Here is a 24,765-nt window from a genome sequence, read left to right on the forward strand (position 1 = left end):
CCCGGCGGCCCATGGGTGGTTGGGGTCGTCAGATCGCGGCCTCGGCCTCGCGCAGGGCGCGGGCGGTGTTGCGGTCGAGCGTTTCGATCGAGGTCGAGGTGCTGTCTTCGGAGAACGAGGCATCGGCGCCGTAGATGTCGCGGGCGACGCCGGTGGTCAGTTGGGCCGGGGTGCCGTCGAACACGACGCGGCCATGCAGCATGCCGATCACCCGGTCGCAATAGCGCCGCGCGGTGTCGAGCGTGTGCAGGTTGGCAATGACCGTGCGCCCGTCCTCTTCATGGATGCGGCGCAGGTCGTCCATCACGAGTTGCGCATTCATCGGATCGAGGCTGGCGATGGGTTCATCCGCGAGCACGATCCTGGGGTCCTGCATCAGGGCGCGGGCGATGGCCACGCGCTGTTGCTGCCCGCCCGAGAGCGCCTCGGCCCGTTTGGGGGCATGGTCGGCAATGCCCAGCCGGTCGAGGATTTCGATGGCGCGGTGAATGTCGGCGTCGGGATAGAGATTGAACATGGTGGCCAGCGTCGAGCGGCGATTGAGCGTGCCGTGCAGCACGTTCGAGACCACATCCATGCGCGGCACGAGGTTGAACTGTTGAAAGATCATCGCGCAGTCGGATTGCCAGGCGCGCTTGTCGCCGCCCTTGAGCGCGGTCACGTCGCGCCCTTCAAAGAGGATGCGGCCGGAGGTGGCATCGGTCAGGCGGTTGATCATGCGCAGCAGGGTGGATTTGCCAGCCCCCGAGCGGCCGATGATACCGATCATCGCCGGTTTCTCGACGGTAAAGGACACTTTGTCGACGGCGGTGTTCTGGCCGAAGGTTCTGGTCAGTTTTTCGATGCTGAGCACGTCGGATGCCTCCTTGGGTCGGGCCACCGCATAACGCCGGTTCTCAAAGAGTTTGCGACAACCGCGTAAAACTTTTGCGACAGGGGTCTGAAAGGGCCAATGCCGCGCCCCGCGACAGCAGCACCTCTTGCGGCCCCGGGTCGGGCTGCGTATGGCTGAGGCATGACCGCGTTGCGCCGCCCCCGTTTGACCCAAGATGACTGGCTATTGGCCGGGTTCGAGGCGCTATGCGAAACAGGCCCGGCGGCGCTGGGGGCAGAGCCCTTGGCGCGGCGGCTGGGGGCGACGAAAGGCTCTTTCTACTGGCATTTTGCGGATGTTCCGGCCTATTCCCAAGCGCTTTTGACGCTGTGGGAGGAAGACGCCGCGCGCGGTCTGGAGGTGGCATCAGAGGCGGCAACCGATGTGGCGCGGCTGCGGGGATGCGCGCAGGCGATGGCCGGCACCGCTGAGGCCGAGAGCATGATCCTTCGCGCCGAATCAGCGATCCGGGCCTGGGCCGGGACCGATACCATGGCCGCAGAGGCGGTGGCGCGCGTGGATGAGATGCGATTGGCGCATCTGCATCGGCTGCTTTCTGCCTGCGACATCGGCAATCTGGAAATGGCCCGGATTCTCTATGGGGCCGCGATTGGCATGCAGGCGATGCGCGACCCCGCGCAGGATCAGGCTGCGCCTGCCATAGGGTCGCTGGTCGATCTCATTCTGGCGCTGAGGTAAGGCCGATGCGGCTGGTTCTGGCGGTCGTGGCGCTGTCGGTGCTGGGATACTGCAAGGACGAGACCGTGACGGGCCATGGCGGGGCCGAAAAGGTCTGGCATCTGGAGAGTTTGGATGGCGTAGGCTTTGCAGCGCGCGCCACGCTGGAGTTTCCGGCAGAGGGGGAATTGCGCGGCGAGGGGCCGTGCAACAGCTATTCGGGCGAGCAGACCGTGCCCTATCCGTGGTTCTCCGCCGAAGGCGTGGCTGCAACCGAGCGGGCCTGTCCGGAGTTGGCGCAGGAGGCGGCCTATCTCGCGGCGCTGGGCGAGATGACACTCGTCGAGGTGCTGGGGGACGTCATGATCCTGTCCAATGACGCGGGCCGCGAGATGGTGTTTCGGGCGAAGTAGGGGGCCGTGCCCGGGGCGCCGTGAGGCCGGTCTCGGGAGACCAGCCTTGCCGCCCTCTCAGATCAACGCGCGTTCGCGGCTGATCATCGCGGCATGGGCGCGGTTGCGGGCGTTCAGCTTTTTGCAGATCGAGCGCATGTGCATCTTGATCGTCACCTCGTTGGTGCCCATGTCGCGCGCGATTTCCTTGTTGGTCAGGCCATCGGCGGCAAGGCGCAGAACGAAGAGTTCCTTTTCCGTCAGATCATGGTCCGGCCCAGCCTTGTCGAGGCCGGGGGTGCCCGCATCCATCGGCACAAAGACCTGACCCGAGTTGATCAGTTGCAGCACGCTGTTGAGCGATTGCAGCGGCATCGTCTTGGGGATCAGCCCCTTGCAGCCCAGTTCCAGCGCGCTGTGCAGGAAGTGCCGGTCCACCATACCGGTAAAGAGCACGACCTTGGCAGGCGAGGCTTTCTCGATCACGCTCTTGACGCTGGCAAGGCCCACCATGCCGGGCATCTTGAGGTCGAGAAGGACAATGTCGACATCGCTATGCTCGGTCAGCAGGCTGAGGATGCCTTCGTAGGAATCGGTGGTGATCGCCACGTTTCCGGGTTGTGCGTTGAGCATGTTGCCCACCGCTTCGGCCAGAAGGTTGTGGTCGTCTGCAAGAAGAATTTTCATAGACATTGCCTGGGTTGTCCTGCGCTGTAATTCGTTCGCGGCGTGGCGACGCGGCCCCAGCCCTGCGCATCGTAAACCAACCCCAGTTGATAGCCATTCCGGGGAAAAGTTCAATAGTTTCGGTGCGATTTGGCAGTGATCCGTCGTCAAGTGTTGCGTTTTTTGCAAGAGAGCGGGGTGGAGTCGCTCTACCAGCGTTCAAGTCTTCGGGCGATGGGGTGCCGCGCCGCCCCGAGGAAACAGGCGACGGCGCAGACCATCAGCAGCGCAGCCTTGGGTTGCGGAGCCTCGAGCGCGGTGCCGAGCGACCACAGGCCGACGCCGATAAAACAGAGGGTCGAGATCATTTCTCCGGTGGAGCGGGGGCGCTCGGTCATTGTTGTCTCCATCTGAGGGGGCGGCCAAATTCGTCAAGGGTGAGATCGGGCGGCAGGTCCACATCGGGCATGGGGGCGGGTTGCCCCTGTTCCAGACGCCAGACATGCGCGAGGATCACCGCCACGGCGGCAAAGAGCACATCGGGAATTTCCCGGCCAATCGCGCCGGTAAAATAGAGCGCGCGGGCCAAGGGCGGCACTTGCAGCGTGGTCACACCGGCGCGACGGCCCCGGCGGATCACGGCATGGGCCATCGGTCCCTTGCCCATCGCAAGGATGCGCGGGGCGCTATCGCTGCCCGGTTCATAGCGCAGGGCCACGGCGAAATGCGTGGGGTTTGTGATGATGGCGGTGGCCATTGGCACGTCGGCCAGCGCCTTGCGTTCCGAGGCGCGGCGCGAGGCCTGCATCTGGCGGCGGCGCATGGCACCTTTCTGTTCGGGCGAGCCTTCGGATTCCTTGGATTCGTCCTTGATGTCCTGCCGCGACATGCGCATGGACTTGGTGTTGGAATGAATCTGCCAGGCAAGATCGAGGGCTGCGATCACCACAAGGCCGATGAGCAGCCCGCCCATGACCCGCAACATGGCAGTGCCAAAGAGCACCATCGCATCGCCGGAGGCCAGCGCGGACGAGCTTGCGAGTGCCGGCAGCAGCGGGGCGAGCATCAGCACCCCGGCGGCCAGGAGCAGGGTCACCTTGAGGATGGCCTTGCCCAGATCGACCAGCGCCTTCATCGACACCATCCGCCCCAGCCCGGTGAGCGGGTTCAATTTCTCGGGTTTGAAGCCCAGTGCCTTGGGCGCGAAATTGAGGCCGCCCATCGCCGATTGCGCCATCAGCACTGCGGCCAGCAGTGGCAGGCCAAGCCCTGGACCGGCGGCGAGCATCCACATCATCATGGTATGCGTCCGCTCGATCATCATCGCGTCGAGCGATTGCACGCCGTCGATGACCAGCCCCGTCGCCCAGAGCCCCGCGAGGCCCGGCAAGGCCCATTGCCCGGCGCTGAGGATGAGCGCGCCCATGCCCAGCGTGACCAGCACGAAAACCTCGGTCGAAGTGGTGATCCGACCCTCTTCGCGCGCCTCCTGGCGGCGTTTCTGGGTTGGCTCTTCGGTCTTTTCCTGTCCGTCGTCTGCGTCAGCCATTGGGTAATCCGTTCAACATCTGCATCAGATGCTGCAAGGCCTGTGCCACCCGTTCCGACAGGGCGGGCCCAAGGCTGGTGACGGTGAGAAAAAGCAAGAGCAGCGTCGCGGTCATCGTCAGCGGAAAGCCGAAGGCAAAGAGATTGAGCGAGGGGGCAGAGCGGGTGATGACGCCGATCACAAGGTTCAGAAGCAAGAGCACCGACACCACCGGCATCATCAATTGCGCCGCGTTGGCGAACATCATGGGGGCGGCGCTGAGGCCCGCGTCGAGCAGCACCGCGCTCGCGATGGGCGTGCCGATGGGAATGAGGCGGTAACTGTCGAGGATCAGGCGGATGGCGGCCAGATGCCCGTCTTCGGTCACGAAAATGGCCAAGAGGAAGAGCATGAAGAACTGGCCGATCACCGGCGATTGCGACCCGCTGGTGGGATCGACCTGCGCCGCAAGGCCGAGACCGGCGGTATTGGCGATACGGTCGCCCGCCATGACGGCGGCGGCAAAGAGGATTTGCAGCACCATGCCCGCCGAGAGGCCGATCGCCATCTCGCGAAAGGCGATGACCACGCTGGAGAGGCTGGAGAGCGCGTCGGGCTCGGGGATCGGCACCTGTCCCATCAGCGGGACCGTGAGACACACCGAAATGATGATCCGCACCGGCAGGGAGATGAAGCGCGCCGCAAAGAGCGGTGCCGACAGGACAAACGCCCCGATCCGCAGCATCGCAAAAAGAAATTGCAGCGCCAGCCCCGTCAGCTGCGTGAGCTCAACACCGGGCAGGCCGGTCGCGGAGGGGGCCAGATCGGGCAGCATCCTAGTGCATCGTCGCAATCGTGTCGAACACATGGGTGAAATAGTCGGTCATCGTGCTGAGCATGAAGCCCGACATCAGCGCCATGGTCACGATCACGATGGCCATTTTCGGCACGAAGCTGAGGGTCTGTTCGTTGATCGAGGTGGCGGCCTGAAGGATGCCGATCACCAGACCCACGGCGAGCGCCACCAAGAGAACCGGCCCCGCCGTCAGCAGGATGTTCCAATAGGCCATGCGCAGATGTTCGATATTGGCGTCGAAATCCATGGTCAGAGCGCCCCCTGAAAGCTGGAGGCGAGCGAGCCCATGGTCAGCGCCCAGCCATCCACCAGCACGAACAAAAGCAGCTTGAAGGGCAGAGACACGATCATCGGTGAGAGCATCATCATCCCCAGAGCCATCAGGATCGAGGCGATCACCATGTCAATCACCAGAAAGGGCAGAAAGAGCAGAAAGCCGATCTGGAACGCGGTTTTCAGTTCCGAGGTGATATAGGCGGGCAAGAGCACCCCCACCGGCACATCGGCATCGCTGGCATAGGGGGCATCGCCCGCCAGTTCGGCGAACATCAGGAGGTCGTTCTGCCGGGTATTGGCCAGCATGAAGCCCGAGAGGTGATCCCAGGCCAGCCGGATGGCCACATCCGGGGCCATCTGCCCGTCGAGATAGGGGCTGAGCGCGGTGTCGTAGATCTCGGTCAGCACCGGCTGCATGACGAAGAAGGACAGGAAGAGTGCGATTGCGATGAGCACCTGATTGGGCGGTGTCTGCATCGTGCCCATGGCTTGCCTCAGAATTGAGAGCACGATGATGATGCGGGTAAAGGCGGTCATGCCCAGCACCAGTGAGGGCAGCACCGTGAGCGCCGTCATCAGCGCCAGAATTTGCAGCGAGAGCGAATAGGTGGTGCCGTTCTCATCCGAGAGGGTGATCGCGGGCAGCCCCTGTTGCGCCAGAACCGGCGCGGGCAGGACGAGGGCGAGGATCAGGAGCGGAAGAAGGCGGTTCATGCTGTGGTCCCCTCGGCCCGGGGCAACAGGGTGAGGGCTGTGCCGGACCGGCGCCCCGTCACCACGAGCACGGTTTGGCCTTCGGCCTTGAGCAAGAGCGCGCGGCTGTCGCCGCCCAGATTGAGGGTCTCGGTCAACTCAAGGCTGCGCCCTGCGGCCAGACGGGCACTGAGCGGCGCGCGCTTGTGGCGGATCACGGCCCATGCCAGCACGAGCACGCCGAGAAAGCCCGCAATGGTCAGGATGCGGTCGGGGGTTAGAACGTCCACGGGGCAATCTCCTGCGACGGTTGATCAAGGTTCAGTTGATCAACCGTTGCAGGTTTCGTGCCACGCGAAGGGGTAGGGTGTCAGACGGTTTCGATCCGTTGCCGGGGATCGACGATGTCGCCAAAGCGGATGCCGAATTTCTCGCCCACGACGACCACCTCGCCCTTGGCGATGGGGGTGCCGTTCACCAGAATGTCGAGCGGGTCGCCCGCCATGCGGTCCAGTTCCACGACCGAGCCTTCGTTGAGGCGCAAGAGGTCTTGCAGGGTGATCTGGGTATTGCCCACCTCGACGGTCATGTTGACGCGGACATTGGCCAGAAGGCCCAGGTCCACGTTGCTGGTGTCGGGCTGGTCGTTCAGTGCTGTGGTGTCAGTGGTCATGGCGGGGTCCTCTGGATCAGGGTTCGATACGGCGGGTGAGCGAGAGCGCGGCGCGGCCGTTCTGCGCGCCCGGCTCGGCGTCAAAGAGCGGCGTGCCCTCGACCAGCAATTGCGGGCGCAGGGTCAGATCGACCGGCACCACGCGGCCGGGGCGCAGGCCCGTGAGGGCGCTGATCGCCACATTGGGTTCGGCCAGACGCGCCGTGACATTCAGCGGCACCGCCATCACCGCCTCGCGCAGGCGGTTGCGCCAGCGCAGGTCGTCGGCCACCTGATCGGACTGCATCCGCGAGCGCAGGCGCGCCGCAATGGGTTTGAGCGCCTGAAGCGGATAGATGAGGTCCAGCGTGGCCGGGTCCGCCTCGGGCAGTTGAATGATGAAGGAGCAGCAGACGACCTTTTCCTCGCTTTCGACGAAGGTGGCGAATTGCAGGTTGTCCTCGTGCACGGGGCTGTCAAAGCTGAGCGGGATGAGATCCCGCCATGCCGCTTCCAGGGCGCGATAGATCCCGGTGGTCACGATCTCGATCACGCGGGTTTCGCTGGCGGTGAATTCGGCGCGGCCCCCTGGCAGATAGGCGATATTGCCGCCGTAATAGGCATTGGTCAGCAGGGAAACGAAACTGGGGGGCAGCATGATGAGCTGATTGCTGCGCAGCGCATCGACGCGGGCGGTGGTGAGGCTGACAAAGTTCTCCAACTCGTCGCAATAATGCGAGAAGCTTTTGACCTCGGGCGGAAAGGCGGAGATGCGTGGGTGCATCCGCAGGAACGGCAGAAACACGGGGCGCGCCAGACGGCAAAAGCGTTCGTTGACCATGCGCAACCCGTGATAGTCGCCCATGATCGACAGGTTGTCAGAGCCAAATCTGTAGCGCTTGACGTTCTCGGTGCCGTGGCTCTGCTCTTTCTCCATGTCGAGCAGGCCGTCGACAAGGGCTGCGACCTCGTTCGAGCTGAGTTTGTGGGTGGCGCTGGCGGGGGGGCGGGCCATGGCGGGACCTATTGCAGAACAAAGGAGGGAAAGAACACGCCCTCGATGCCGCCGAAACCTTCGAGCGCTTCGAGCCGGGCGTTGATCGCGGACTTGAGCGCCTCGGCCAGGGCCTCGCGCCCGGCGGTGCCTTCGACATCCTCTTCGGCAAAGCCCGAGATCACGGCCAGCATATCCGAGCGCAGCGCCATGGCGTGGGTTTCGACATTGGCGATGACGCTCTCGTCATATTGGGTCGAGACACCGACGCCGATCTGAAGAAACCGGCGCGAACCTTTGAGGTTGGTGGTCAGCGGGTCGGGAAACTCGTGGTAGCGGGTTTCGAACACGGGCGCCTCGGGCATTTCCTTGGGGATACGCTTGGGGCCGCCCTCGCCGTCGCCCGCAGCCTCGGAGGCGGCGGTTTCCAGTTCGATGAGGCGCAGCACCTCTTGCGACGGCGACAGCGCCCCGCCGGAGAGGTAGAATCCCGCGCCGAAGCCGCCGCCGCCAAGGATGAGCGCCATCAAGAGCCAGACGAGCATCTTCTTGAGAAAGCCCCCCTTGGGGCGGGCATCGAGATTGGGGAGTGCGGCATCGGCCATGGGAAACCTCAGGCGATCAGGTCAATGGAAGAGCGCGCGGATGCGCGCGGGGGCAGTGGTTGTGCAGGCATGTCGTCAAAGGCGGTCGCATCGCCCTGCGCACCCGGTTCGGTGCCGGGATGGCCATTGCCGCGCGGGTTGGCATCGCCGCCCGTCGGGCCAAAGCCAGATGCGGTGCCCGAGCCACCGGCCGTGGTGGTGGACTGGTTGCCCATCTCAAGTCCGGCGCGGGCCATGGCCTCGGCCAGACGCGGCTGCGCCTCGGCTATGGCACGGGCGGCCTCGGGGGTTTCGGTCACGATATGCACATGGGTCACACCGTCCTGCGTTTCGAGCCGGATGTTCAGCGGCCCAAGACGCTCGGGCGTGAGCGTGATGGTCAGCGTGTCGAGATTGGCGCTGGCCCCGTGCCGGATGTCCTGCACCATCTGTTCGGGCCATTGAGGGGCCGCGAGATCGAGGGTCTGGGGCAGGGGCGCTGTTGCCAGCGGTGCGGAGGCGCTGCTGGGAAGGGCGGGCTGCGGCGCGGCAAGGGCATTGCCCTCGGCTGTGGTTTGGGTCGGGGCCACGGCGGTTTCGGCAGGGGCAGGCGCGGCGGTTTCGGCAGGAGCAAGCGCCGCGGAGCCAGTGCCGAGTGCAGGGAGGGCGGAGGCGCTTTCGGCTGTGGGCGCGAGGGCGGTCGGCTGTGTTGGCACGAGAGGGGCGGTGATGGGCAGGGCCGGAGCGGCGAGCCCCTGTGCCTCGGATGCCTCCGGGGCTTCGGTAAGGTCCGGTTTGTCGGCGGTCTCCGGCTCGGCCATCGGCTGTGCCACCTGCGCGGCAACGGGTGCCGCAACGGATGCGATGGCGGGCTGGATCTGTGGCGTGGTCGGGTCGGGCATGGCTGTGGTCTCGGCGCCCGGATCCGTGGCCTCGGCGGCCTCGGTGCCCGCATCGGCGACGTTGGGCGACTTGGTGCCAGCCTCTGCGGTGTGGGTGGGCGCCGTGCCGGTTTCTGCGGCTTCGGTGGCCTCGGTCCCGGTGATTTCGGGCAGGCTCTGGGCCTCGGTGAGGGTATCCAAACCGGATGGGGAGACAGGCGCGGCAGAAGGTTGCACCGCAACGGCAGGCGGTGTGGGGGCCGGTGTTGCCGGTGCTGCGGGGACTGCGGCCGTGGTGGAGAGAAGGTCAACAGAGGCAGGAAGGGAGACAGAGACAGGGGCAGGGGTCTCGACGGGCGTTTGAGCAAGTGTTTGAGCGGGTATCTGGACCGGGGTCTGCGCCGCATTCAACAGGGCGGAAAAGCCCTGGATCGGCACGCCAGAACCCTGGCCAAGCGTCGTCGCACCACGGGCAGGGGCCATGGCAGCGGGGGTGGGAAGGCTGGTCAATACCTGGGCGGTCATACTTGGCTCCGTCTGGGGGTCAGTCCAGAGGGTGCAAGCATCATGCCAAGCGGGCGGCGGGCAGGCGGCCCGCCGAACAGGCCCGGCACAACGAAAAAGGCACCCCGGAGCGGGGTGCCTTGGTCGCCCAGATGCGCGGGCGTTTACTTGTTGTCTTCGAGCGAGAGCGCCACGAAACGCGGATCGCCACCGCTGCGCACCAGCATCAGCAGGGATTTGCGCCCCGCCTCCTTGGCCTCGGCGATACGGTCTTCGAGATCGGCAATCGAGCTTACCTTCTGCTGTCCGGCCTCGGTGATCACGTCGCCCGCGCGCAGGCCCTTTTCATAGGCCTCGGACAATTCGTCGATGTTCACGACGACAAGGCCCGTGGCGGAATTGTCCAGCTCAAGCTGCGCGCGCAGCTCGTCGCTGAGCGGGGTCAAGGTCAGGCCCAGCAGGGTCTTTTCCACCGGTGCCCCGGGGGTGGCATCCTCGCCGGGTTGGGCCACGGGAATGGCGCCTTCGGCCTCTTCGCGGCGGCCCAGCGTGATCTTGAGCGTGGTGGTCTTGCCCTCGCGGTACACGACCACGCGCACGGTCTTGCCCACTTCGGTATTGCCCACGGTGCGCACGAGGCCGCGCGTGTCCGACACATCCTGCCCGTCAAAGGACAGGATCACGTCGCCGGCCAGCATGCCCGCCTCGGCGGCAGGACCTTCGGGCACGTCCGTGACGAGAGCGCCTGCGGCTTTCTCGAGCCCCATCGCTTCGGCCACATCGGCGGTCACGTCCTGAATCCGCACGCCCAGCCAGCCACGGCGCGTTTCGCCATATTGCTGCAACTGATCGACCACGCGCTTGACCACGTTCGAGGCCATGGAAAAGCCGATGCCGATCGAGCCGCCGGTGGGGCTGAGGATGGCGGTGTTCACGCCCACGACCTGACCGTCCAGATTGAAGAGCGGACCGCCCGAGTTGCCCCGGTTGATGGCGGCGTCGGTCTGGATGTAGTCGTCATAGGTGCCGCTGAGCGCGCGGTTGCGTGCCGAGACGATCCCGGCAGAGAGCGAGAACCCCTGACCCAGCGGGTTGCCCATGGCCAGCACCCAATCGCCCACGCGCGCGGTGTCGCTGTCGCCAAAGCTGACGAAGGGCAGCGGCTTGTCCGCCGTGACCTTCAGCAGGGCGATGTCGGTCTTGGGGTCGGTGCCGATCACCTCGGCGGGCAGGGTTTCGCCGGAAAAGAATTCGATCAGGATTTCATCCGCGCTTTCGATCACGTGGTTGTTCGTCACCACGAACCCATCCTCGGAAATCACAAAGCCCGAGCCAAGGGCCGACGAGCGCTGTGGCCGGTCGCCTTCGCCCAGACGGTCGCGGAACTGCTCGAAGAAATCCTCGAAGGGCGAGCCCTCGGGCACGATGGGGGCGGGGCCGGTGCCGCGTTCCACCACGGTCGAGGTGGTGATGTTCACGACCGCCGGGCTGATCTTGTCGGCCAGATCGGCAAAGCTGTCGGGGCGCGCCGCTGCGGCCAAGGCCTGCGCGATCAGGAACCCGACCATCAGGGCCATGACCCAGAGCGCCCGCAGGCTGGTGGACAGGGAACGTGTTTCGGAAATCGTTTGGGTCTTCACACCAATGTCTCCTTTGGTTCGTGCATTGGGCGGCCTGCGCGCGCCCCTCTTGCACCGGAATGTAGGCGGTCTTTGCCGGATCGCAAAGGTCGCAGGGTCAAATCACACCCATGTGACCTCTTTGGTTCGGCAAGATCAAGCGCCAAGCGTCTTGGCCGCCCAGACAAGGATCAGCCCGAGCACCAGTGCCAGCGCCCCCACCAGCCGCCGCGCCTCGGGGGGCATCGCCGAGAGGGCCACCAGCATCTGCTCTATGAGCGAAGGGGCCAGCGCATAGACCAGCCCCTCCACGATCAGCACCAGCCCCAGCGCAAGAAGCGCGGTTTCGATCATTCCGATGATGTTCCGGACTTGAGATAGTCGAAGAACTCGCTATCCGGCGTCATCACCATCGAGGAATTGCCGCCTTGCAGCGCCTTTTCATAGGCTTCGAGCGAGCGGTAGAAGGCAAAGAACTCGGGGTCCGCACCAAAGGCCTGCGCAAAGATCGCGTTGCGTTCGGCGTCAGCCTCGCCTCGGATCACCTGCGCTTCGCGCTCGGCATCCGAGAGGGTCTCGGTCACGGTCCGGTCGGCAAGGGCGCGCACGCGCTGCGCGGCCTCGTTACCACGGGCGATCTCGTCGGCGGCTTCCCGCTCGCGCTCGGCGCGCATCCGGGCAAACGTGGCTTCGAGGTTCTGCTCGGGCAGGTTGGTCTGCTTGAGCCGCACATCCACCACGTCAAGGCCGAGGCCGGCGGCGCTGCTTTGGGCCTGCCGCTGGATACGGCGCATCAGCTCGCGACGGTCCTCGGACAGGATCGTGTCGGACGTGACCTGATCGGCACCCAGAACTTCGCGGATCTGCGCATTCAGGATCGACGACAGGCGGTCCTCGGCCAGACGCACGCCGCCCACGCCCACGGCCTGGCGGAACTGCACCGCGTCGCGGATGCGGTAGCGGGCAAAGGCGTCGACCACGAGGCGGCGGTCATCCGACGGCGTTACCTCGATGGTGTCGGTATCGAGCGACAGGATGCGGTCGTCATAGCGCACCACCTCCTGAATGAAGGGGATCTTGAACGAGAGGCCCGGCTCATCCTTGACGGCCTTGATCTGGCCGAATTGCAGCACCAATGCCTTTTCACGCTCATCGACTACAAAGATCGACGACAGGCCCAAAAAGCCCAGCACGACCACAAGAGGGATTAGAAATTTCGTCATGCTCTCAGTTCCCCTGTTCTGTCGAATTGCGGCGCAGTTCGTTCAGCGGCAGGTAGGGCACAACCCCGTTGCCGCCTTCGCTGCCGACGATGGCACTGTCGAGAATGGTCTTGTCGATTCCGCCCAGAACCCGCTCCATCGTCTCGATATAAAGACGTTTGCGCGTCACATCGGGGGCCTTGGCGTATTCTTCGAGAACCGAGGTGAAGCGGCTGGCGTCACCCTGTGCCTCGTTGACCACGCGGGCGCGATAGCCCTCTGACTGTTCGAGGATCTGCGCCGCCTCACCGCGCGCTTCGGCCAGCACCCGGTTGGCATAGGCATCGGCCTGTCGTTGCAGACGGTCGCGTTCCTGTTCGGCGGCCTGCACTTCGCGGAAGCTGTCGATCACCTCACGCGGCGGATCGGCCTTGTCGAGGTTGACCCGCACGACCTGAATCCCGCTGTCATATTCGTCGAGCGCTTCCTGGATGTTGCGCATCGCCGTATCGGCGATGATGCCGCGATCCCGGTTGAGAATGGGGGCCAGATTGGAGGCGGCGATGATCTCGCGCATCACCGATTCCGATACCGCCTGCACCGTCAGTTGCGGATCGCGGATGTTGAAGAGCAGTTTTGCCGGGTCCGAGATGTTCCACACCACCTGGAAACCGATATCGACGATATTGGCATCGGTGGTCAGCATCAGCCCCTCTTCGCGCCCCCCGGTGTTGCGGCCGATGTCTTCGGTCCGCTCCGAGGTCACATTGACGATTTCCGCACTGACGATGGGCCAGGGGGCAAAGTTCAGACCGGGATTGCCGGTCTTGTAATATTCACCCAGAAACAACTCGACCGATTGCTCTTCGGGCTTGACCGTATAGAGGCTGGCGAAAACCCAGAGCGCCACGGCACCCAGGGCCGCAAGGCCGATGGTGCCCTTGCCAAAGCTCGGCCCGCCTTCGCCGCCGGTGCCGCCGCCCCGGTTGCCGCCGCCACGCCCGCCCATGAGAACGCGAAGCTGATCCTGACCCTTGCGCACCAATTCGTCGATTTCGGGCAGTTGCGGTCCTCCTTCGGGAGGGCGCCGACCGCCCCCGTTGTTGCGGCCGCGGTCATCGCCGCCGCCGCCCGAATTTCCGCCGCCGCCCCATGGGCCGCCAGAGTTTCCAGCCATACGTTTGTCTTCCCTTGTTGTCCTGCCGTTGCCGGCCCGATTCACAACCTGTGCAGCACAGGCGAAAAATCAAGCGGTGCGCACAGGCGTTTTCATCGTTACCAGCTCTTCCGACATGGTCGGATGCACCGCTACGGTGCGGTCGAAATCCTCTTTCGTGGCCCCCATCTTGACGGCGATGCCCGCCAACTGGATCATTTCGCCCGCGCCGGGGGCGACGATATGACACCCCAGAACCTTGCGGGTGGCCTGACTGACGATCAGCTTCATCAGCACCCGGTCGGGACGCCCGGCAAAGGCCGAGTGCATCGGCCGGAACGAGGTTGCATAGACCTCGATCGCCTCTTGATCGCGCGCGGCCTCTTCGCTCAGCCCCACGGTGCCCATTTCCGGTTGGGTGAAAATCGCGGTGGGGATGAGATCGTGATCGACGGGCGTCGGGTTGCCGTTGAACACCGTCTCGACAAAGGCCATGCCTTCGCGGATGGCCACGGGCGTGAGGTTGACGCGGTCGGTCACATCGCCAATCGCATAGACCGACGGCACGCCGGTCTGGCTATAGCGGTCAACGACAATCTCGCCCTTGCGGCCCACGGCAACGCCTGCGGCCTCCAGCCCCAGATTCTCCGTATTGGGGGCGCGCCCGGTGGCGAACATCACCTCTTCGAACACCGCTTCGCTGCCGTTGGTGCCGGTCACGCGATAGCCGCCCTCGACCTTTTCCATCGTCTCGATATTGGTGCCCAGATGCAGGGAGATCCCAGAGGCGATCATCTCGTCCGAGACCAGCCCGCGCGCCTCTTCATCAAAGCCGCGCAGGATCTGCGCGCCCCGATAGAACTGCGTGACCTTGACCCCCAGACCGTTGAGGATACAGGCGAATTCGCAGGCGATATAGCCGCCGCCGACAATCAGGATCGACTTGGGCAGGCGCTCAAGATGAAAGATGTCATTGCTGGTGATCGCGTGTTCCGCGCCGGGCAGATCGGGTTTCACAGGCCGTCCGCCGGTGGCGATGAGAATATGTTTGGCGCTCAGACGGGTGCCATCGGCCAGCTCGACAGTATGCGGATCAACCAGCCGCGCCCGGCTGTCATAGGTCTTGACCCCGTTATTCTTGAGGATGCCGCGATAGACCCCTTCGAGCCGGTCCAGTTCCGCATGCAGCTTTTCCCGAAAGGTGGCCCAGTCGAAGCCACCGGCATGGACCGTCCAGCCATAGGCCTGCGCATCGGCCATCGCCCCGCGATATTCCGAGGCAAAGACCATCAGTTTCTTGGGCACACAGCCGCGAATGACGCAGGTGCCGCCGTAGCGGTCCTCTTCTGCCAAGGCCACGCGCGCGCCACCCTGTGCCGCGACCCGCGCCGCGCGCACCCCGCCAGAGCCGCCGCCGATCACGAAAAGATCGTAGTCGAATGCCATCAGTATCCCCTCAATCCGTCAGGTCGCGAAAGAGATTGTCGGTCTCGACAAAGTCGAGCCGGTCCTCTTCGACCGTGCCTTCGTTGATGTCGCGGGTTTCCACCCGCCCGTCGCCATAGCCCAGAATGACCACATCGCAGATATCAAGGAAAAGCCCGTTTTCAACCACCCCCGGCATCTGATTGAGCGCGATCGAGAGTTGATGCGCGGCCCCGATGCGCCCGAGATGCAGATCGAGAATGTAATTGCCCTCATCGGTGATGAAGGGCCGCGCGCCGTTCATCCGCAGCGTGGCATCGCGGCCCAGCACATCCATGTTGATCAAGAGTTCCTCGACCAGCGATTTCGTGGTCTGCCAGCCAAAGGGGATCACCTCGACCGGAAGGGGGAAGGCGCCCAGCGTCTCGACCTCCTTGCCGACATCGGCGATCACGATCATCTGGTCAGAGGCCGTCGCCACGATCTTTTCCTGCAAGAGCGCGCCGCCGCCGCCCTTGATCAGGTTGAGATTGCTGTCGAATTCATCCGCCCCGTCGATGGTGAGGTCGAGCCATTTCGCCTCGTCCAGGCTGATGACCTCGATGCCCACCTCTCGCGCCAGCTCCGCCGTGCGCGTGGATGTCGGCACGCCGCGAATGCGCAGGCCGCCGTCGCGCACCATCTCGCCCAGACAGCGCACCATCCAGGCGGCCGTCGATCCGGTGCCAAGGCCCACGCGCATCCCGTCCTCGACAAAATCCACCGACCGCTTGGCGGCAACGAACTTGGCCTTGTCGATCGGTGACAATTCTCCGGTCATGGCAGCGACTCCCCGACTGTTTCGCAGGGGTTATAAGAGACTTGCCGCGCAGGTGCGAGACCGAATTCGCCCGAGCGACCGGGGGGCAAGCGTTAACCATTCCTAAACCCCTGCCGCGCTACGCATTAACCTTGTTCCAACAACAGGGGACTGCATGGTCGCGCGCGCCTATACCGTGGCCTTTGAAGGGGTCGAGGCCAAGCCCGTCGAAGTGCAATGCGCCGTAACACCCGGCGTGCCTGCCTTTTCCCTCGTGGGCCTGCCCGACAAGGCGGTGTCCGAGGCGCGCGACCGGGTGCGCGCGGCGCTCTCGGCCATGGCCATCGCCCTGCCGTCGCGGCGCATCACCATCAACCTCTCGCCTGCCGACATGCCGAAAGAGGGCAGCCATTTTGACCTCCCCATCGCGTTGGCCCTTCTGGCGGCGCTCGAAATCATCCCGCATGACGCCGCCGAGGGCACAACGGCATTGGGGGAGTTGTCGCTCGACGGCACGCTGGTGCCGGTGATCGGTGCGCTCCCCGCCGCCATGGCTGCGGCCGAGGAACATCGCATCCTGCTCTGCCCCAAGGCCTGCGGCCCCGAGGCGGCCTGGGTGGGGGCGGTGCAGGTGATCGCCGCTGCGTCGCTGGCGGATGTGGTGCGCCACTACACCGGGCAGGCGCCCATCCCCGCCTCGGACCCCGGCGAGGTGATCGCGCCACCGCAGGGCCGCGACCTGCGCGACGTCAAGGGACAGGAACGCGCCAAGCGCGCGCTGGAAATCGCCGCCGCAGGCCGTCACCACCTGATCATGATCGGCACGCCGGGATCCGGCAAATCCATGCTGGCCGCGCGTATGCCGGGTATCCTGCCACCGCTCTCGGCCCTCGAGGCGCTGGAAACCTCGATGATCCATTCGCTTGCGGGGCTCTTGTCCGAGGGGGGCATCAACCGCGCCCGCCCCTTTCGCGAGCCGCATCACACCGCCTCGATGGCCGCGATCGTCGGCGGCGGGCGCAGCGCCAAGCCGGGGGAAATCAGCCTTGCGCATAATGGCGTGCTCTTCATGGATGAGTTTCCCGAATTTCCCCGCACCGTGCTGGAAACCCTGCGCCAACCCATCGAGACCGGCGAGGTGATGGTCGCCCGCGCCAATGCCCATGTGAAATACCCCTGCCGATTCATGCTGATCGCTGCCGCCAACCCTTGCAAATGCGGCTATCTGAGCGACCCCAACCGCGCCTGTTCGCGTGCGCCCAACTGTGGCGAGGATTACATCGGGCGCATTTCGGGCCCGCTGATGGACCGCTTCGATCTGCGGATCGAGGTGCCGCCCGTGGCCTTTGCCGATCTCGATCTGCCCGCCTCTGGCGATGCCTCGGCCACGGTCGCGGAGCGCGTGGCGGGGGCGCGGGCGGTGCAGGCGGCGCGCTTTACGGACCACGCCCATATGCGCCTCAACGCTGACGCCGAAGGGGCGGTGCTCGACGAGATCGCCACCCCCGATGCCGAGGGCCGCGCGCTCGTGACGCGCGTCGCCAGCCGCTTTGGGCTGACGGCGCGGGGCTATCACCGGGTGTTGCGCGTGGCGCGCACCATCGCCGATCTCGACGGCTCGGACCATGTTCGCCTGCCGCATGTGGCCGAGGCGGTCAGCTTTCGCATCGCCGGGGTCAAAGAGACCTGATCCACCCCGCCAGATCGCGCAGGGTTTCGCCCGCTTCGGGCAGGACATTATGGAAAATGGGCCAGACATGCGGATGGTCGGGCTTGACGGTCGCCACGCTCTGCACCCCCTGCGCCACCAGCGCGGCCTGCATCCGCAGCGTGTCGTCGCGCAGGATTTCGGTATCGCCCACGGTCATCCACACGGGCGGCGCGCCGGTGAACCGGCCAAAGAGTGGCGAAGCGCGCGGATCGCGCGGGTCCTGGCCGCGCAAGAACATCTCCAGCATCTCGCCAATCCGGGTGGCCGACAGGACGCAATCGCGCGCGGCATTCTCGGTGACGGACGCGCCGGAATAGGTCACATCGGTGAGCGGCGAAAAGGCAAAGACGCCCATGGGCGGGACGAGGCCCCGCGCCAAAATCTCGTGCAAGAGCGCCAGCGCCAGCCCGCCGCCCGCACTATCCCCGCCAATGATCACCTCATGCGTCGACCGGAGCGCGCGGTAACACGCCAGCGCATCGTCGATCTGCGCCGGAAAGGGGTGCTCGGGCGCGAGCCGGTAATCGGGCAGACAGGCGGGCAGGCCGGTCAGCGCCGACAGCTTGGCCAGCATCGCGCGATGCGTGGTCGAGGTGCCAAAGACATAGGCCCCGCCATGGAAATAGAGGATCACCGGTGCAGGCCGCACACCACGGGCCCGCGCCCATTGCACTGGTACCCCGCCGAGGCTGGCGCGTTCAAACGACGTGCCAAGAGGGGCATGGAAATAGAGCCGGGATTTCAACGCAAAGGACCGCCTGAGGCGGTCCTTGTCATGGCGCGCCAGCGCCGGCTTTTCGAACCAGCGCAGGTGGCGGTTCAAGAGGCGCAGCTGCCAGCTCATCCCCGCCGCGCCGCGATGGCATCCCATATGAGACCCGCGCCATTGGTGCCGTCAAACCGTTCCAGCTCTTGCAGGCCGGTGGGCGAGGTCACGTTGATCTCCGTGAGGTATTCGCCGATCACGTCGATCCCCACGAAGATCTGTCCCTTCTCGCGCAGCAGTGGCCCGATGGTGGCGCAAATCTCGCGGTCGCGGGCGGTCAGCTCCACCTTTTCGGCGCGCCCGCCCACATGCATGTTCGAGCGCGTCTCGCCTTGGGCGGGCACGCGGTTGATGGCCCCGATCGGTTCGCCATCGACCAGAATGACCCGCTTGTCGCCCTTGCTCACGGCGGGCAGGTATTTCTGGACAATCAGCGGCTCGCGGCTGAACCCGGTGAACATCTCGTGCAGGCTGGCAAGATTGCGGTCGCTCTCGGGCAGGTGGAACACGCCCGCGCCACCATTGCCATAGAGTGGCTTGAGGATCACATCGCCGTGCCGTGCGCGAAAGGCCCGGATCGTGTCCAGGTCGCGGGCAATCGCGGTGGGCGGCATGAGTTGGGGAAAATCGAGGATGAGCAGCTTTTCGGGATAATTGCGCACCCAGAAAGGATCGTTCGCCACGAGCGTGCCAGGGCTCAGCCGCTGCAGGATATGGGTCGTGGTGATGTAGAACATGTCAAACGGCGGGTCCTGCCGCAGCCAGACGACATCGAAGGTGCTCAGATCGACCGTCTGCTCCGCGCCCAGCCGAAAATGGTCGCCCTGCACCCGCTGCACCGTCAGCGGCCAGCCCCGCGCCGTCACCCGCCCCTCGTCATAGGCCAGCCGGTCGGGCGTGTAGTAAAACAGCTCATACCCCCGCGCCTGCGCCTCTTCCGCGATGCGAAAGGTGCTGTCCCCGTTGATATTGATCGGCCCGATCGGGTCCATCTGAAAAGCGATTTTCATATCCTGCCCCTTTTCACGGTCTCCTGCCTACATGCGGCAAGAGCGCGGGGGGCGCAATTCAGAAATGACCAAAGGCATTCTCGAGGATGCGCACATCCCCCCGGCCATCCACAATCCCCAGGTCGAACCGGACCGGGGCCAGCTGCCCCTCGGGCAAGAGGCCCAGATATTCCGAGGCTGCCGCATGGATACGCCGCATCTGGCCCTGATGCAGCCGTTCGATGGCCAGGTCGAAACTGGCGGCCTGCTTGACCTCGCAAAAGATATAGGTGTCGGGCGCGCGCAGGATCATGTCGATCTCACCGCTTTGCCCGCGCCAGCGCTGATGCAAGAGCGCCACCGCGCGCCGTTCATAGGCGCGCAACACGGCCGCCTCCGCCGCCTGACCCGAGAGATAGGCCCGCCGCCCCCGCTCCTGACGCAGCAAAAGCCCGGGCGGCACCGCTGCCGCCACGCCACCCGCCTCGAAATCAAACGCCAGTTGCCGCATTCCTTACTCCGATTCCGTTTGGTCACCCTTCGCCAGAAAGAGCGCCCTTTGATAGACCTCGCGCCGCGGCGTGCCGGTGTCCGCCGCCACCAGATCCGCCGCATCACGCACAGAATGCGCCTTGAGCGCGTCAAGCACCATCCGGTCTAGATCAACTTCCTTAATTTTCTCTGAACCGCCGCGATCAATGACCACGACAATTTCGCCTTTTGGTGTCGCATCGGCCAAGGACAGGGCCAGTTCCGCGAGCGTGCCGCGCCGGATTTCTTCGAATTTCTTGGTCAATTCGCGGCAGACCGCCGCCGCACGTGTGCCTCCCAGCACTTCGGCCGCATCGCGCAGCATCGCCGCCACCCGCTTGGGCGATTCGTAAAACACCAGCGTTGCGGGCACGCCCGACAGCTCCTTGAGCACCGTCTTGCGCTTGGAGGCGGTGTTGGGCAGGAATCCGGCAAAGAGAAACCGGTCCGTGGGCAGCCCCGCCAGCGTCAGCGCCGTGATCACCGCCGAGGGGCCGGGGGCAGAGACTAGGTCATACCCCGCCGCCACCGCCGCGCGGCCCAGATCGAACCCGGGATCCGCCACCATCGGCGTGCCCGCCTCCGAGGCATAGACCACCGATTGCCCGGCCTCGAGCGCCGCCAGAATCCGGGGCCGCATCTGTGCGCCATTGTGATCGTGATAGGGCCAGAGCGGGCGCTCGCCCAAGGACACGCCGTGAATTTCCATCAGCCGCCGCAGGCTGCGGGTATCCTCGGCCGCCAGCACATCCGCCGAGGCCAGAATGTCGAGCGCGCGCAGCGTGATGTCGCGTGCGGTGCCGATGGGGGTGGCAATCAGATAGAGACCACCGGCCAGTTTCTGCTGTTTGGGATTCACCACTGGACCCGCTCCGTATGACCGTTATGATTGTCCGCAATCGCGTCTGGCCAAGGGCAAAGCGCAACAAGGGAGTGAGAGATACGCATGTTCGCCGTTTTACACATCATCCGCAAGTCGTTCGCCGGGTCTTTCCTTGTGCTTGCCGCGCTCTTTCTCGCCGCCTGTCAGCCGGTGTCGGTGGCCACCCCGGGCGGGGGCGGCACGGCGCCGTCCGGGCCGGTGCCGGTGGCGCTTCTGGTGCCGCATGGCAGCGCGGATGCGCAAGAGGCGCAGTTGGCGCGTGACCTTGAAAACGCGGCGCGGCTTGCCGTGTCGGACCTTGCGGGTGTGCAGATCGACCTGCGCGTCTATGGCACCGCAGGCCAAGCGCAGCAGGCGCAGCAGGCGGCCCTCAACGCGGCCGCGGATGGCGCGCGTATCATCATCGGGCCGCTCCATGCCGAATCGGCCAATGCCGTGGCGGTCGCCATGGCTCCGCGCAACATCAACGTGCTGGCCTTTTCCAACAATCCGACCATCGCGGGCGGCAATCTCTTCATTCTCGGACAGACCTTCCAGACCACGGCCAACCGGCTTGCGGATTTTGCCACCCGGCAGGGCAAATCCCGGATCATGGCGGTCTATTCCGACAATCTCGCGGGACAATTGGGGCGTGCGGCCATCGAGCAGGCGGTGCGCGACAATGGCGCGACCCTGGCGGGCAGCGTGGGCTATGACTTCTCGCAAGAGGGCGTGATCGACGCCATTCCCAAGATCAAGAGTGCCGCCGAGACCAATTCCGCCGATGCGATTTTCCTGACCGCCAATTCCGCCGGTGCCCTGCCGCTCTTTTCCCAGATGCTGCCGGAGAACGGGCTTGGGCCCGACCGGGTGCAATATATCGGCCTCTCGCGCTGGGATACCCCGCCGCAGACGCTTGATCTGCCGGGGGTTCAGGGGGGCTGGTTCGCCCTGCCGGACCCGGCGCGCGCCAGCCAGTTCACGCAGCGTTTCAGCGCCGCCTATGGCAATGCGCCGCATCCGATCGCGAGCCTGTCCTATGACGGCATCGCCGCCGTGGGCGCGCTGGTGAAATCCGGCAACCGCGAGGCGCTGGGGCGCAATGCGCTCACCCAATCCGCCGGGTTCCAGGGCGTGAGCGGCGTGTTTCGCTTTCGCCCCGATGGCAGCAACGAGCGCGGTCTGGCCGTGGCCACGATCCGCGACAAGCGCGTGACGATCCTGTCGCCGGCGCCCCAGAGCTTTGGCGGGGCCGGATTTTGAGCCGCGCCGGCCAAACGTGCTCTGACACGGGTGTGAAACGCCTGACATGATCCAGCCCATCACGGTGCGGGACGATCTGATCTGTCCCGCCGAGACGATTTTCGACGTTCCCGCCGTCGCGGCAGAGGTCGCGCAGGCCGTGGCCGAGGCCGGGCCGGACATGGGCGCGCTGCGCCGGGCGGTCGTCTCCTGCCTGAGCGCCCGCATTGCCCAAGGCCGCGCCGCGATTGCCGAGGGGCTGGCGGCCCAGCCCTTTGCCGCGCGCGCCACCACCCGCGCCTATTGCTGGCTGACCGATTGCGTGATCCTGACCACGCTCGACGTGGCCACCCGCGTCATGCACCCGTTGCCCAACCCGACCGAGGCCGAGCGCATCGCGGTCTTTGCCGTGGGTGGCTATGGCCGTGGCGAAATGGCCCCGCATTCCGATGTCGACCTGCTGTTTCTCACGCCCTACAAGATCACCCCCTGGGCCGAGAGCGTGATTGAGTCGATGCTCTACATGCTGTGGGATCTGCGGCTCAAGGTTGGCCATGCCAGCCGCACCATCCGCGACTGCCTGCGTTTGGGCTCAGACGATTACACCATCCGCACCGCGCTTTTGGAAAACCGCTTTCTCGCGGGCGAAGAGGAACTGGCCGAGAAACTCAATCACCGCCTCTGGAATGACCTCTTCAAGGGCACCGAGCGCGACTTTGCCGAGGCCAAGCTTGCGGAACGCGACGCGCGGCACGAAAAGCAGGGCGAGCGCTACATGGTCGAGCCCAATGTCAAAGAGGGCAAGGGCGGGCTGCGCGATCTGCAATCCCTGTTCTGGATCGCCAAATACCTGCACCGCGTGCGGGATGTGAGCGAACTCGTCGCCTTGGGCATGTTCACCCCCGAGGAATTCGCCACCTTCGCCAAGGCCGAGAATTTTCTCTGGGCGGTGCGCTGTCATCTGCACCTGATCATCGGGCGGCCCAATGACCAGTTGACCTTTGACCTGCAGGTCGAGGTGGCGCAGCGCATGGGCTACAAGGACACCGCCGCCCGGCGCGGGGTCGAAATCTTCATGCAGGACTATTTTCGCCATGCCACATCGGTGGGCGATCTCACGCGGATCTTCCTGACCAAGCTCGAAGCGACGCAGATCAAGTCCGAGCCGCTGTTGCAACGCCTCCTGCGCCGCCGCAAGACGCTGAAAGAGGGCTATGTCGAGGTGCATGGCCGCCTGGGCATCGTCGACCCCAAGGGGTTTCTCGACGATCCGCTCAATCTCTTGCGACTGTTTGAAGAGGCGCTGCGCACGGGCCTCTTGATCCATCCCGATGCGATGCTGCTCGTGTCCGCCAATATCCGGCTGATCGACGAGCGCATGCGCAATGACCCGGCGGCGCAAAAGCTCTTTCTCGACCTCCTGCTGAAACACGGCAATCCCGAACGCGCCCTGCGGCGGATGAACGAACTGGGCGTGCTGTCGGCCTTTCTGCCCGAATTCGAACCCATCGTGGCGATGATGCAGTTCAACATGTATCACCACTACACGGTGGACGAGCATATCATCCAATGCATCAGCCATCTGGCCCAGATCGAGCGGCGCGAACTGATCGAGGAACTGCCGGTCTCCTCCTCCATTCTCAAGGAGGGGATCAACCGCCGGGTGCTCTATGTCGCGCTGCTCTTGCATGACATCGGCAAGGGGCGCGAAGAGGATCACTCCATCCTGGGCGCGCGCATCGCCCGCCGTGTCGGCCCGCGTCTGGGGCTGAAGCCGCGCGAGGTGGATACCGTGGAATGGCTGGTGCGCTATCACCTTCTCATGTCCGACATGGCGCAGAAACGCGACATTGCCGATCCTCGCACCGTGCGTGATTTCGCCAAGGCGGTGCAAACGCGCGAGCGGCTCGATCTGCTGCTGCTGCTCACCGTCTGCGATATTCGCGGTGTCGGTCCCGGCACATGGAACAACTGGAAGGCCTCGCTTTTGCGCGCGCTCTACCGCCAGACCCGCCGCGCCATGGAAGGCGGGCTTGAGGATCTCAACCGCGAACAGCGCGGCTCGGATGCCAAGCGCAACCTGCGCGAGGCGCTGCCGGATTGGGATGCCAAGGATCTCAAGCACGAGACCTCGCGCCATTACCCGCCCTATTGGCAGGGGCTGCATGTCACCGCGCATGTGGTCTTTGCCCGACTGCTGCGCGATCTGGACGAGAACGAGATTGCCATTGATCTGGCAATTGACGAGGATCGCGACGCAACCCGCGCCTGCTTTGCTCTGGCCGACCATCCGGGCATTTTCTCGCGTCTGGCGGGGGCCCTGGCGCTGGTGGGGGCCAATGTGGTGGACGCGCGCACCTATACCTCCAAGGATGGATTTGCCACCGCCGTTTTCTGGATACAGGACGCCGATGGGCACCCGTTCGAGGCCGACCGCCTGCCGCGTCTGCGCAGCATGATCCAAAAGACGCTCAAGGGCGAGGTGGTCCCGCGCGAGGCGATCAAATCCCGCGACAAGCTCAAGAAGCGCGAACGCGCCTTCCGTGTGCCCACGCATATCACCTTTGATAATGACGGCTCGGAAATCTACACGATCATCGAGGTGGATACCCGCGACCGCCCCGGTCTGCTCTATGATCTCACCCGGACCCTGGCGGCCAATAACGTCTATATCGCCTCTGCCGTGATCGCGACCTTTGGCGAACAGGTGGTCGATACGTTCTATGTCAAGGATATGTTCGGGCTGAAATTCCACTCCGAGAGCAAGCGCGCCGCCCTCGAACGCAAACTTCGCGCGGCCATCGCCGAAGGTGTCGAACGCGCTTCGGCGTGAGGGGTCTGCGCGCGTCCTGATCGCGGCGGGTGACGTCACAACCCTGCGTCGT

General features: G+C 64.9%; 27 protein-coding genes. 5 read left to right on the forward strand and 22 right to left on the reverse strand.

Annotation, left to right across the window (positions count from 1 at the left end; translation table 11 throughout):
• Window positions 1–28: 28 nt before the first annotated feature.
• A complete protein-coding gene (gene phnC, locus MVC20_RS10160) occupies window positions 29–853 on the reverse strand; it encodes a phosphonate ABC transporter ATP-binding protein (protein WP_297540945.1) in 825 nt (274 codons plus the stop codon).
• 162 nt (window positions 854–1,015) lie between these two features.
• Here phnC and MVC20_RS10165 point away from each other — a divergent pair, with 162 nt between their 5' ends.
• Window positions 1,016–1,573 (forward strand): TetR family transcriptional regulator, encoded by a 558-nt coding sequence (locus MVC20_RS10165; protein WP_297540947.1) that lies wholly within the window; start codon window positions 1,016–1,018, stop codon window positions 1,571–1,573.
• 5 nt (window positions 1,574–1,578) lie between these two features.
• Complete coding sequence (locus tag MVC20_RS10170; protein ID WP_297540949.1) at window positions 1,579–1,965, forward strand: META domain-containing protein; 387 nt, start codon at window positions 1,579–1,581, stop codon at window positions 1,963–1,965.
• Window positions 1,966–2,022: 57 nt separating this feature from the next.
• Here the strand turns inward: MVC20_RS10170 and MVC20_RS10175 are convergent, their stop codons facing one another.
• The 17 genes from MVC20_RS10175 to rpiA form a co-directional block, all read right to left on the reverse strand.
• Complete coding sequence (locus tag MVC20_RS10175; RefSeq protein ID WP_297540950.1) at window positions 2,023–2,631, reverse strand: response regulator transcription factor; 609 nt, start codon at window positions 2,629–2,631, stop codon at window positions 2,023–2,025.
• A 188-nt stretch (window positions 2,632–2,819) separates the two neighbouring features.
• On the reverse strand, window positions 2,820–3,008 hold the full coding sequence (locus MVC20_RS10180; protein ID WP_297540952.1) for a hypothetical protein: 189 nt from the start codon (window positions 3,006–3,008) through the stop codon (window positions 2,820–2,822).
• Complete coding sequence (locus MVC20_RS10185) at window positions 3,005–4,159, reverse strand: EscU/YscU/HrcU family type III secretion system export apparatus switch protein (protein ID WP_297540954.1); 1,155 nt, start codon at window positions 4,157–4,159, stop codon at window positions 3,005–3,007. The genes MVC20_RS10180 and MVC20_RS10185 overlap by 4 nt, the downstream gene beginning before the upstream one ends.
• Window positions 4,152–4,973, reverse strand: coding sequence for a flagellar biosynthetic protein FliR (gene fliR / locus MVC20_RS10190; RefSeq protein ID WP_297540956.1), 822 nt, complete (start codon window positions 4,971–4,973; stop codon window positions 4,152–4,154). The genes MVC20_RS10185 and fliR overlap by 8 nt, the downstream gene beginning before the upstream one ends.
• Window position 4,974: 1 nt before the next feature.
• The gene (fliQ, locus tag MVC20_RS10195; protein WP_297540958.1) at window positions 4,975–5,241 is read right to left on the reverse strand and encodes a flagellar biosynthesis protein FliQ; all 267 of its coding nucleotides are present in this window, start codon (window positions 5,239–5,241) and stop codon (window positions 4,975–4,977) included.
• Between the two features lie 2 nt (window positions 5,242–5,243).
• Complete coding sequence (gene fliP, locus MVC20_RS10200; RefSeq protein WP_297540960.1) at window positions 5,244–5,984, reverse strand: flagellar type III secretion system pore protein FliP; 741 nt, start codon at window positions 5,982–5,984, stop codon at window positions 5,244–5,246.
• Complete coding sequence (locus MVC20_RS10205; protein WP_297540962.1) at window positions 5,981–6,253, reverse strand: hypothetical protein; 273 nt, start codon at window positions 6,251–6,253, stop codon at window positions 5,981–5,983. The genes fliP and MVC20_RS10205 overlap by 4 nt, the downstream gene beginning before the upstream one ends.
• An 80-nt stretch (window positions 6,254–6,333) precedes the next feature.
• Window positions 6,334–6,636 carry a flagellar motor switch protein FliN gene (gene fliN / locus MVC20_RS10210; RefSeq protein ID WP_297540964.1) on the reverse strand — a complete coding sequence of 101 codons (303 nt, stop codon included), beginning with the start codon at window positions 6,634–6,636 and terminating at the stop codon, window positions 6,334–6,336.
• A 16-nt stretch (window positions 6,637–6,652) separates the two neighbouring features.
• A complete protein-coding gene (fliM, locus tag MVC20_RS10215; protein ID WP_297540966.1) occupies window positions 6,653–7,630 on the reverse strand; it encodes a flagellar motor switch protein FliM in 978 nt (325 codons plus the stop codon).
• 8 nt (window positions 7,631–7,638) lie between these two features.
• Window positions 7,639–8,214, reverse strand: a complete 576-nt coding sequence (locus MVC20_RS10220; RefSeq protein WP_297540968.1) for a flagellar basal body-associated FliL family protein — start codon at window positions 8,212–8,214, stop codon at window positions 7,639–7,641.
• A gap of 8 nt (window positions 8,215–8,222) precedes the next feature.
• The gene (locus MVC20_RS10225) at window positions 8,223–9,599 is read right to left on the reverse strand and encodes a flagellar hook-length control protein FliK (protein WP_297540970.1); all 1,377 of its coding nucleotides are present in this window, start codon (window positions 9,597–9,599) and stop codon (window positions 8,223–8,225) included.
• A 143-nt stretch (window positions 9,600–9,742) separates the two neighbouring features.
• Window positions 9,743–11,155: a Do family serine endopeptidase gene (locus MVC20_RS10230; RefSeq protein WP_297541445.1), complete on the reverse strand. Its 1,413-nt coding sequence runs from the start codon at window positions 11,153–11,155 to the stop codon at window positions 9,743–9,745.
• 198 nt (window positions 11,156–11,353) lie between these two features.
• On the reverse strand, window positions 11,354–11,551 hold the full coding sequence (locus MVC20_RS10235; RefSeq protein WP_297540972.1) for a DUF2065 domain-containing protein: 198 nt from the start codon (window positions 11,549–11,551) through the stop codon (window positions 11,354–11,356).
• Window positions 11,548–12,420, reverse strand: coding sequence for a protease modulator HflC (hflC, locus tag MVC20_RS10240; RefSeq protein ID WP_297540975.1), 873 nt, complete (start codon window positions 12,418–12,420; stop codon window positions 11,548–11,550). Before hflC ends, MVC20_RS10235 begins: the two co-directional genes overlap by 4 nt.
• Before the next feature lie 4 nt (window positions 12,421–12,424).
• Complete coding sequence (gene hflK / locus MVC20_RS10245) at window positions 12,425–13,576, reverse strand: FtsH protease activity modulator HflK (protein ID WP_297540977.1); 1,152 nt, start codon at window positions 13,574–13,576, stop codon at window positions 12,425–12,427.
• Window positions 13,577–13,645: 69 nt separating this feature from the next.
• Entirely contained in the window at window positions 13,646–15,001 is a 1,356-nt protein-coding gene (gor, locus tag MVC20_RS10250; protein ID WP_297540979.1) for a glutathione-disulfide reductase, read from the reverse strand.
• A 10-nt stretch (window positions 15,002–15,011) separates the two neighbouring features.
• Entirely contained in the window at window positions 15,012–15,800 is a 789-nt protein-coding gene (gene rpiA / locus MVC20_RS10255) for a ribose-5-phosphate isomerase RpiA (RefSeq protein WP_297540981.1), read from the reverse strand.
• Between the two features lie 154 nt (window positions 15,801–15,954).
• On the opposite strand from rpiA, the gene MVC20_RS10260 reads away from it, so the two are divergent.
• Window positions 15,955–17,469 carry a YifB family Mg chelatase-like AAA ATPase gene (locus MVC20_RS10260; protein WP_297540983.1) on the forward strand — a complete coding sequence of 505 codons (1,515 nt, stop codon included), beginning with the start codon at window positions 15,955–15,957 and terminating at the stop codon, window positions 17,467–17,469.
• Here MVC20_RS10260 and MVC20_RS10265 read toward each other — a convergent pair.
• The 4 genes from MVC20_RS10265 to rsmI are packed head-to-tail and all read right to left on the reverse strand — an operon-like array spanning window position 17,456 to window position 20,635.
• Window positions 17,456–18,334, reverse strand: a complete 879-nt coding sequence (locus tag MVC20_RS10265; protein ID WP_297540985.1) for an alpha/beta hydrolase — start codon at window positions 18,332–18,334, stop codon at window positions 17,456–17,458. The genes MVC20_RS10260 and MVC20_RS10265 overlap by 14 nt on opposite strands.
• Window positions 18,331–19,266 (reverse strand): glutathione synthase, encoded by a 936-nt coding sequence (gene gshB / locus MVC20_RS10270; protein WP_297540987.1) that lies wholly within the window; start codon window positions 19,264–19,266, stop codon window positions 18,331–18,333. The genes MVC20_RS10265 and gshB overlap by 4 nt, the downstream gene beginning before the upstream one ends.
• A gap of 58 nt (window positions 19,267–19,324) precedes the next feature.
• The gene (locus MVC20_RS10275; protein WP_297540989.1) at window positions 19,325–19,756 is read right to left on the reverse strand and encodes a YraN family protein; all 432 of its coding nucleotides are present in this window, start codon (window positions 19,754–19,756) and stop codon (window positions 19,325–19,327) included.
• Window positions 19,757–19,759: 3 nt separating this feature from the next.
• On the reverse strand, window positions 19,760–20,635 hold the full coding sequence (gene rsmI, locus MVC20_RS10280) for a 16S rRNA (cytidine(1402)-2'-O)-methyltransferase (RefSeq protein ID WP_297540991.1): 876 nt from the start codon (window positions 20,633–20,635) through the stop codon (window positions 19,760–19,762).
• Window positions 20,636–20,722: 87 nt separating this feature from the next.
• Here rsmI and MVC20_RS10285 point away from each other — a divergent pair, with 87 nt between their 5' ends.
• Together MVC20_RS10285 and MVC20_RS10290 are read left to right on the forward strand one after the other, a co-directional pair.
• Window positions 20,723–21,901, forward strand: coding sequence for a penicillin-binding protein activator (locus MVC20_RS10285; protein WP_297540993.1), 1,179 nt, complete (start codon window positions 20,723–20,725; stop codon window positions 21,899–21,901).
• A 46-nt stretch (window positions 21,902–21,947) separates the two neighbouring features.
• Window positions 21,948–24,713 (forward strand): [protein-PII] uridylyltransferase, encoded by a 2,766-nt coding sequence (locus MVC20_RS10290; protein ID WP_297540995.1) that lies wholly within the window; start codon window positions 21,948–21,950, stop codon window positions 24,711–24,713.
• Window positions 24,714–24,765: the final 52 nt, after the last annotated feature.

The organism is Roseovarius sp. (genome assembly GCF_027019125.1).
In the GTDB taxonomy this organism is placed as follows: domain Bacteria; phylum Pseudomonadota; class Alphaproteobacteria; order Rhodobacterales; family Rhodobacteraceae; genus Roseovarius.

Excerpts from the sequence above, each read along its gene's own strand:
- MVC20_RS10230 (WP_297541445.1), bottom strand. The coding sequence starts at position 11,155 with ATGGCCCTGATGGTCGGGTTCCTGATCGCGCAGGCCTTGGCCGCAGCG.
- gshB (WP_297540987.1), bottom strand. The coding sequence starts at position 19,266 with ATGAAAATCGCTTTTCAGATGGACCCGATCGGGCCGATCAATATCAAC.
- MVC20_RS10275 (WP_297540989.1), bottom strand. The coding sequence starts at position 19,756 with ATGCGGCAACTGGCGTTTGATTTCGAGGCGGGTGGCGTGGCGGCAGCG.
- fliM (WP_297540966.1), bottom strand. The coding sequence starts at position 7,630 with ATGGCCCGCCCCCCCGCCAGCGCCACCCACAAACTCAGCTCGAACGAG.
- hflK (WP_297540977.1), bottom strand. The coding sequence starts at position 13,576 with ATGGCTGGAAACTCTGGCGGCCCATGGGGCGGCGGCGGAAATTCGGGC.
- fliN (WP_297540964.1), bottom strand. The coding sequence starts at position 6,636 with ATGACCACTGACACCACAGCACTGAACGACCAGCCCGACACCAGCAAC.
- MVC20_RS10165 (WP_297540947.1), top strand. The coding sequence starts at position 1,016 with ATGACCGCGTTGCGCCGCCCCCGTTTGACCCAAGATGACTGGCTATTG.
- MVC20_RS10220 (WP_297540968.1), bottom strand. The coding sequence starts at position 8,214 with ATGGCCGATGCCGCACTCCCCAATCTCGATGCCCGCCCCAAGGGGGGC.
- MVC20_RS10170 (WP_297540949.1), top strand. The coding sequence starts at position 1,579 with ATGCGGCTGGTTCTGGCGGTCGTGGCGCTGTCGGTGCTGGGATACTGC.
- MVC20_RS10185 (WP_297540954.1), bottom strand. The coding sequence starts at position 4,159 with ATGGCTGACGCAGACGACGGACAGGAAAAGACCGAAGAGCCAACCCAG.
- fliQ (WP_297540958.1), bottom strand. The coding sequence starts at position 5,241 with ATGGATTTCGACGCCAATATCGAACATCTGCGCATGGCCTATTGGAAC.
- MVC20_RS10290 (WP_297540995.1), top strand. The coding sequence starts at position 21,948 with ATGATCCAGCCCATCACGGTGCGGGACGATCTGATCTGTCCCGCCGAG.
- MVC20_RS10260 (WP_297540983.1), top strand. The coding sequence starts at position 15,955 with ATGGTCGCGCGCGCCTATACCGTGGCCTTTGAAGGGGTCGAGGCCAAG.
- MVC20_RS10175 (WP_297540950.1), bottom strand. The coding sequence starts at position 2,631 with ATGAAAATTCTTCTTGCAGACGACCACAACCTTCTGGCCGAAGCGGTG.
- rpiA (WP_297540981.1), bottom strand. The coding sequence starts at position 15,800 with ATGACCGGAGAATTGTCACCGATCGACAAGGCCAAGTTCGTTGCCGCC.
- hflC (WP_297540975.1), bottom strand. The coding sequence starts at position 12,420 with ATGACGAAATTTCTAATCCCTCTTGTGGTCGTGCTGGGCTTTTTGGGC.
- MVC20_RS10180 (WP_297540952.1), bottom strand. The coding sequence starts at position 3,008 with ATGACCGAGCGCCCCCGCTCCACCGGAGAAATGATCTCGACCCTCTGT.
- fliR (WP_297540956.1), bottom strand. The coding sequence starts at position 4,973 with ATGCTGCCCGATCTGGCCCCCTCCGCGACCGGCCTGCCCGGTGTTGAG.
- MVC20_RS10285 (WP_297540993.1), top strand. The coding sequence starts at position 20,723 with ATGTTCGCCGTTTTACACATCATCCGCAAGTCGTTCGCCGGGTCTTTC.
- MVC20_RS10265 (WP_297540985.1), bottom strand. The coding sequence starts at position 18,334 with ATGAGCTGGCAGCTGCGCCTCTTGAACCGCCACCTGCGCTGGTTCGAA.
- MVC20_RS10235 (WP_297540972.1), bottom strand. The coding sequence starts at position 11,551 with ATGATCGAAACCGCGCTTCTTGCGCTGGGGCTGGTGCTGATCGTGGAG.
- fliP (WP_297540960.1), bottom strand. The coding sequence starts at position 5,984 with ATGAACCGCCTTCTTCCGCTCCTGATCCTCGCCCTCGTCCTGCCCGCG.
- MVC20_RS10225 (WP_297540970.1), bottom strand. The coding sequence starts at position 9,599 with ATGACCGCCCAGGTATTGACCAGCCTTCCCACCCCCGCTGCCATGGCC.
- gor (WP_297540979.1), bottom strand. The coding sequence starts at position 15,001 with ATGGCATTCGACTACGATCTTTTCGTGATCGGCGGCGGCTCTGGCGGG.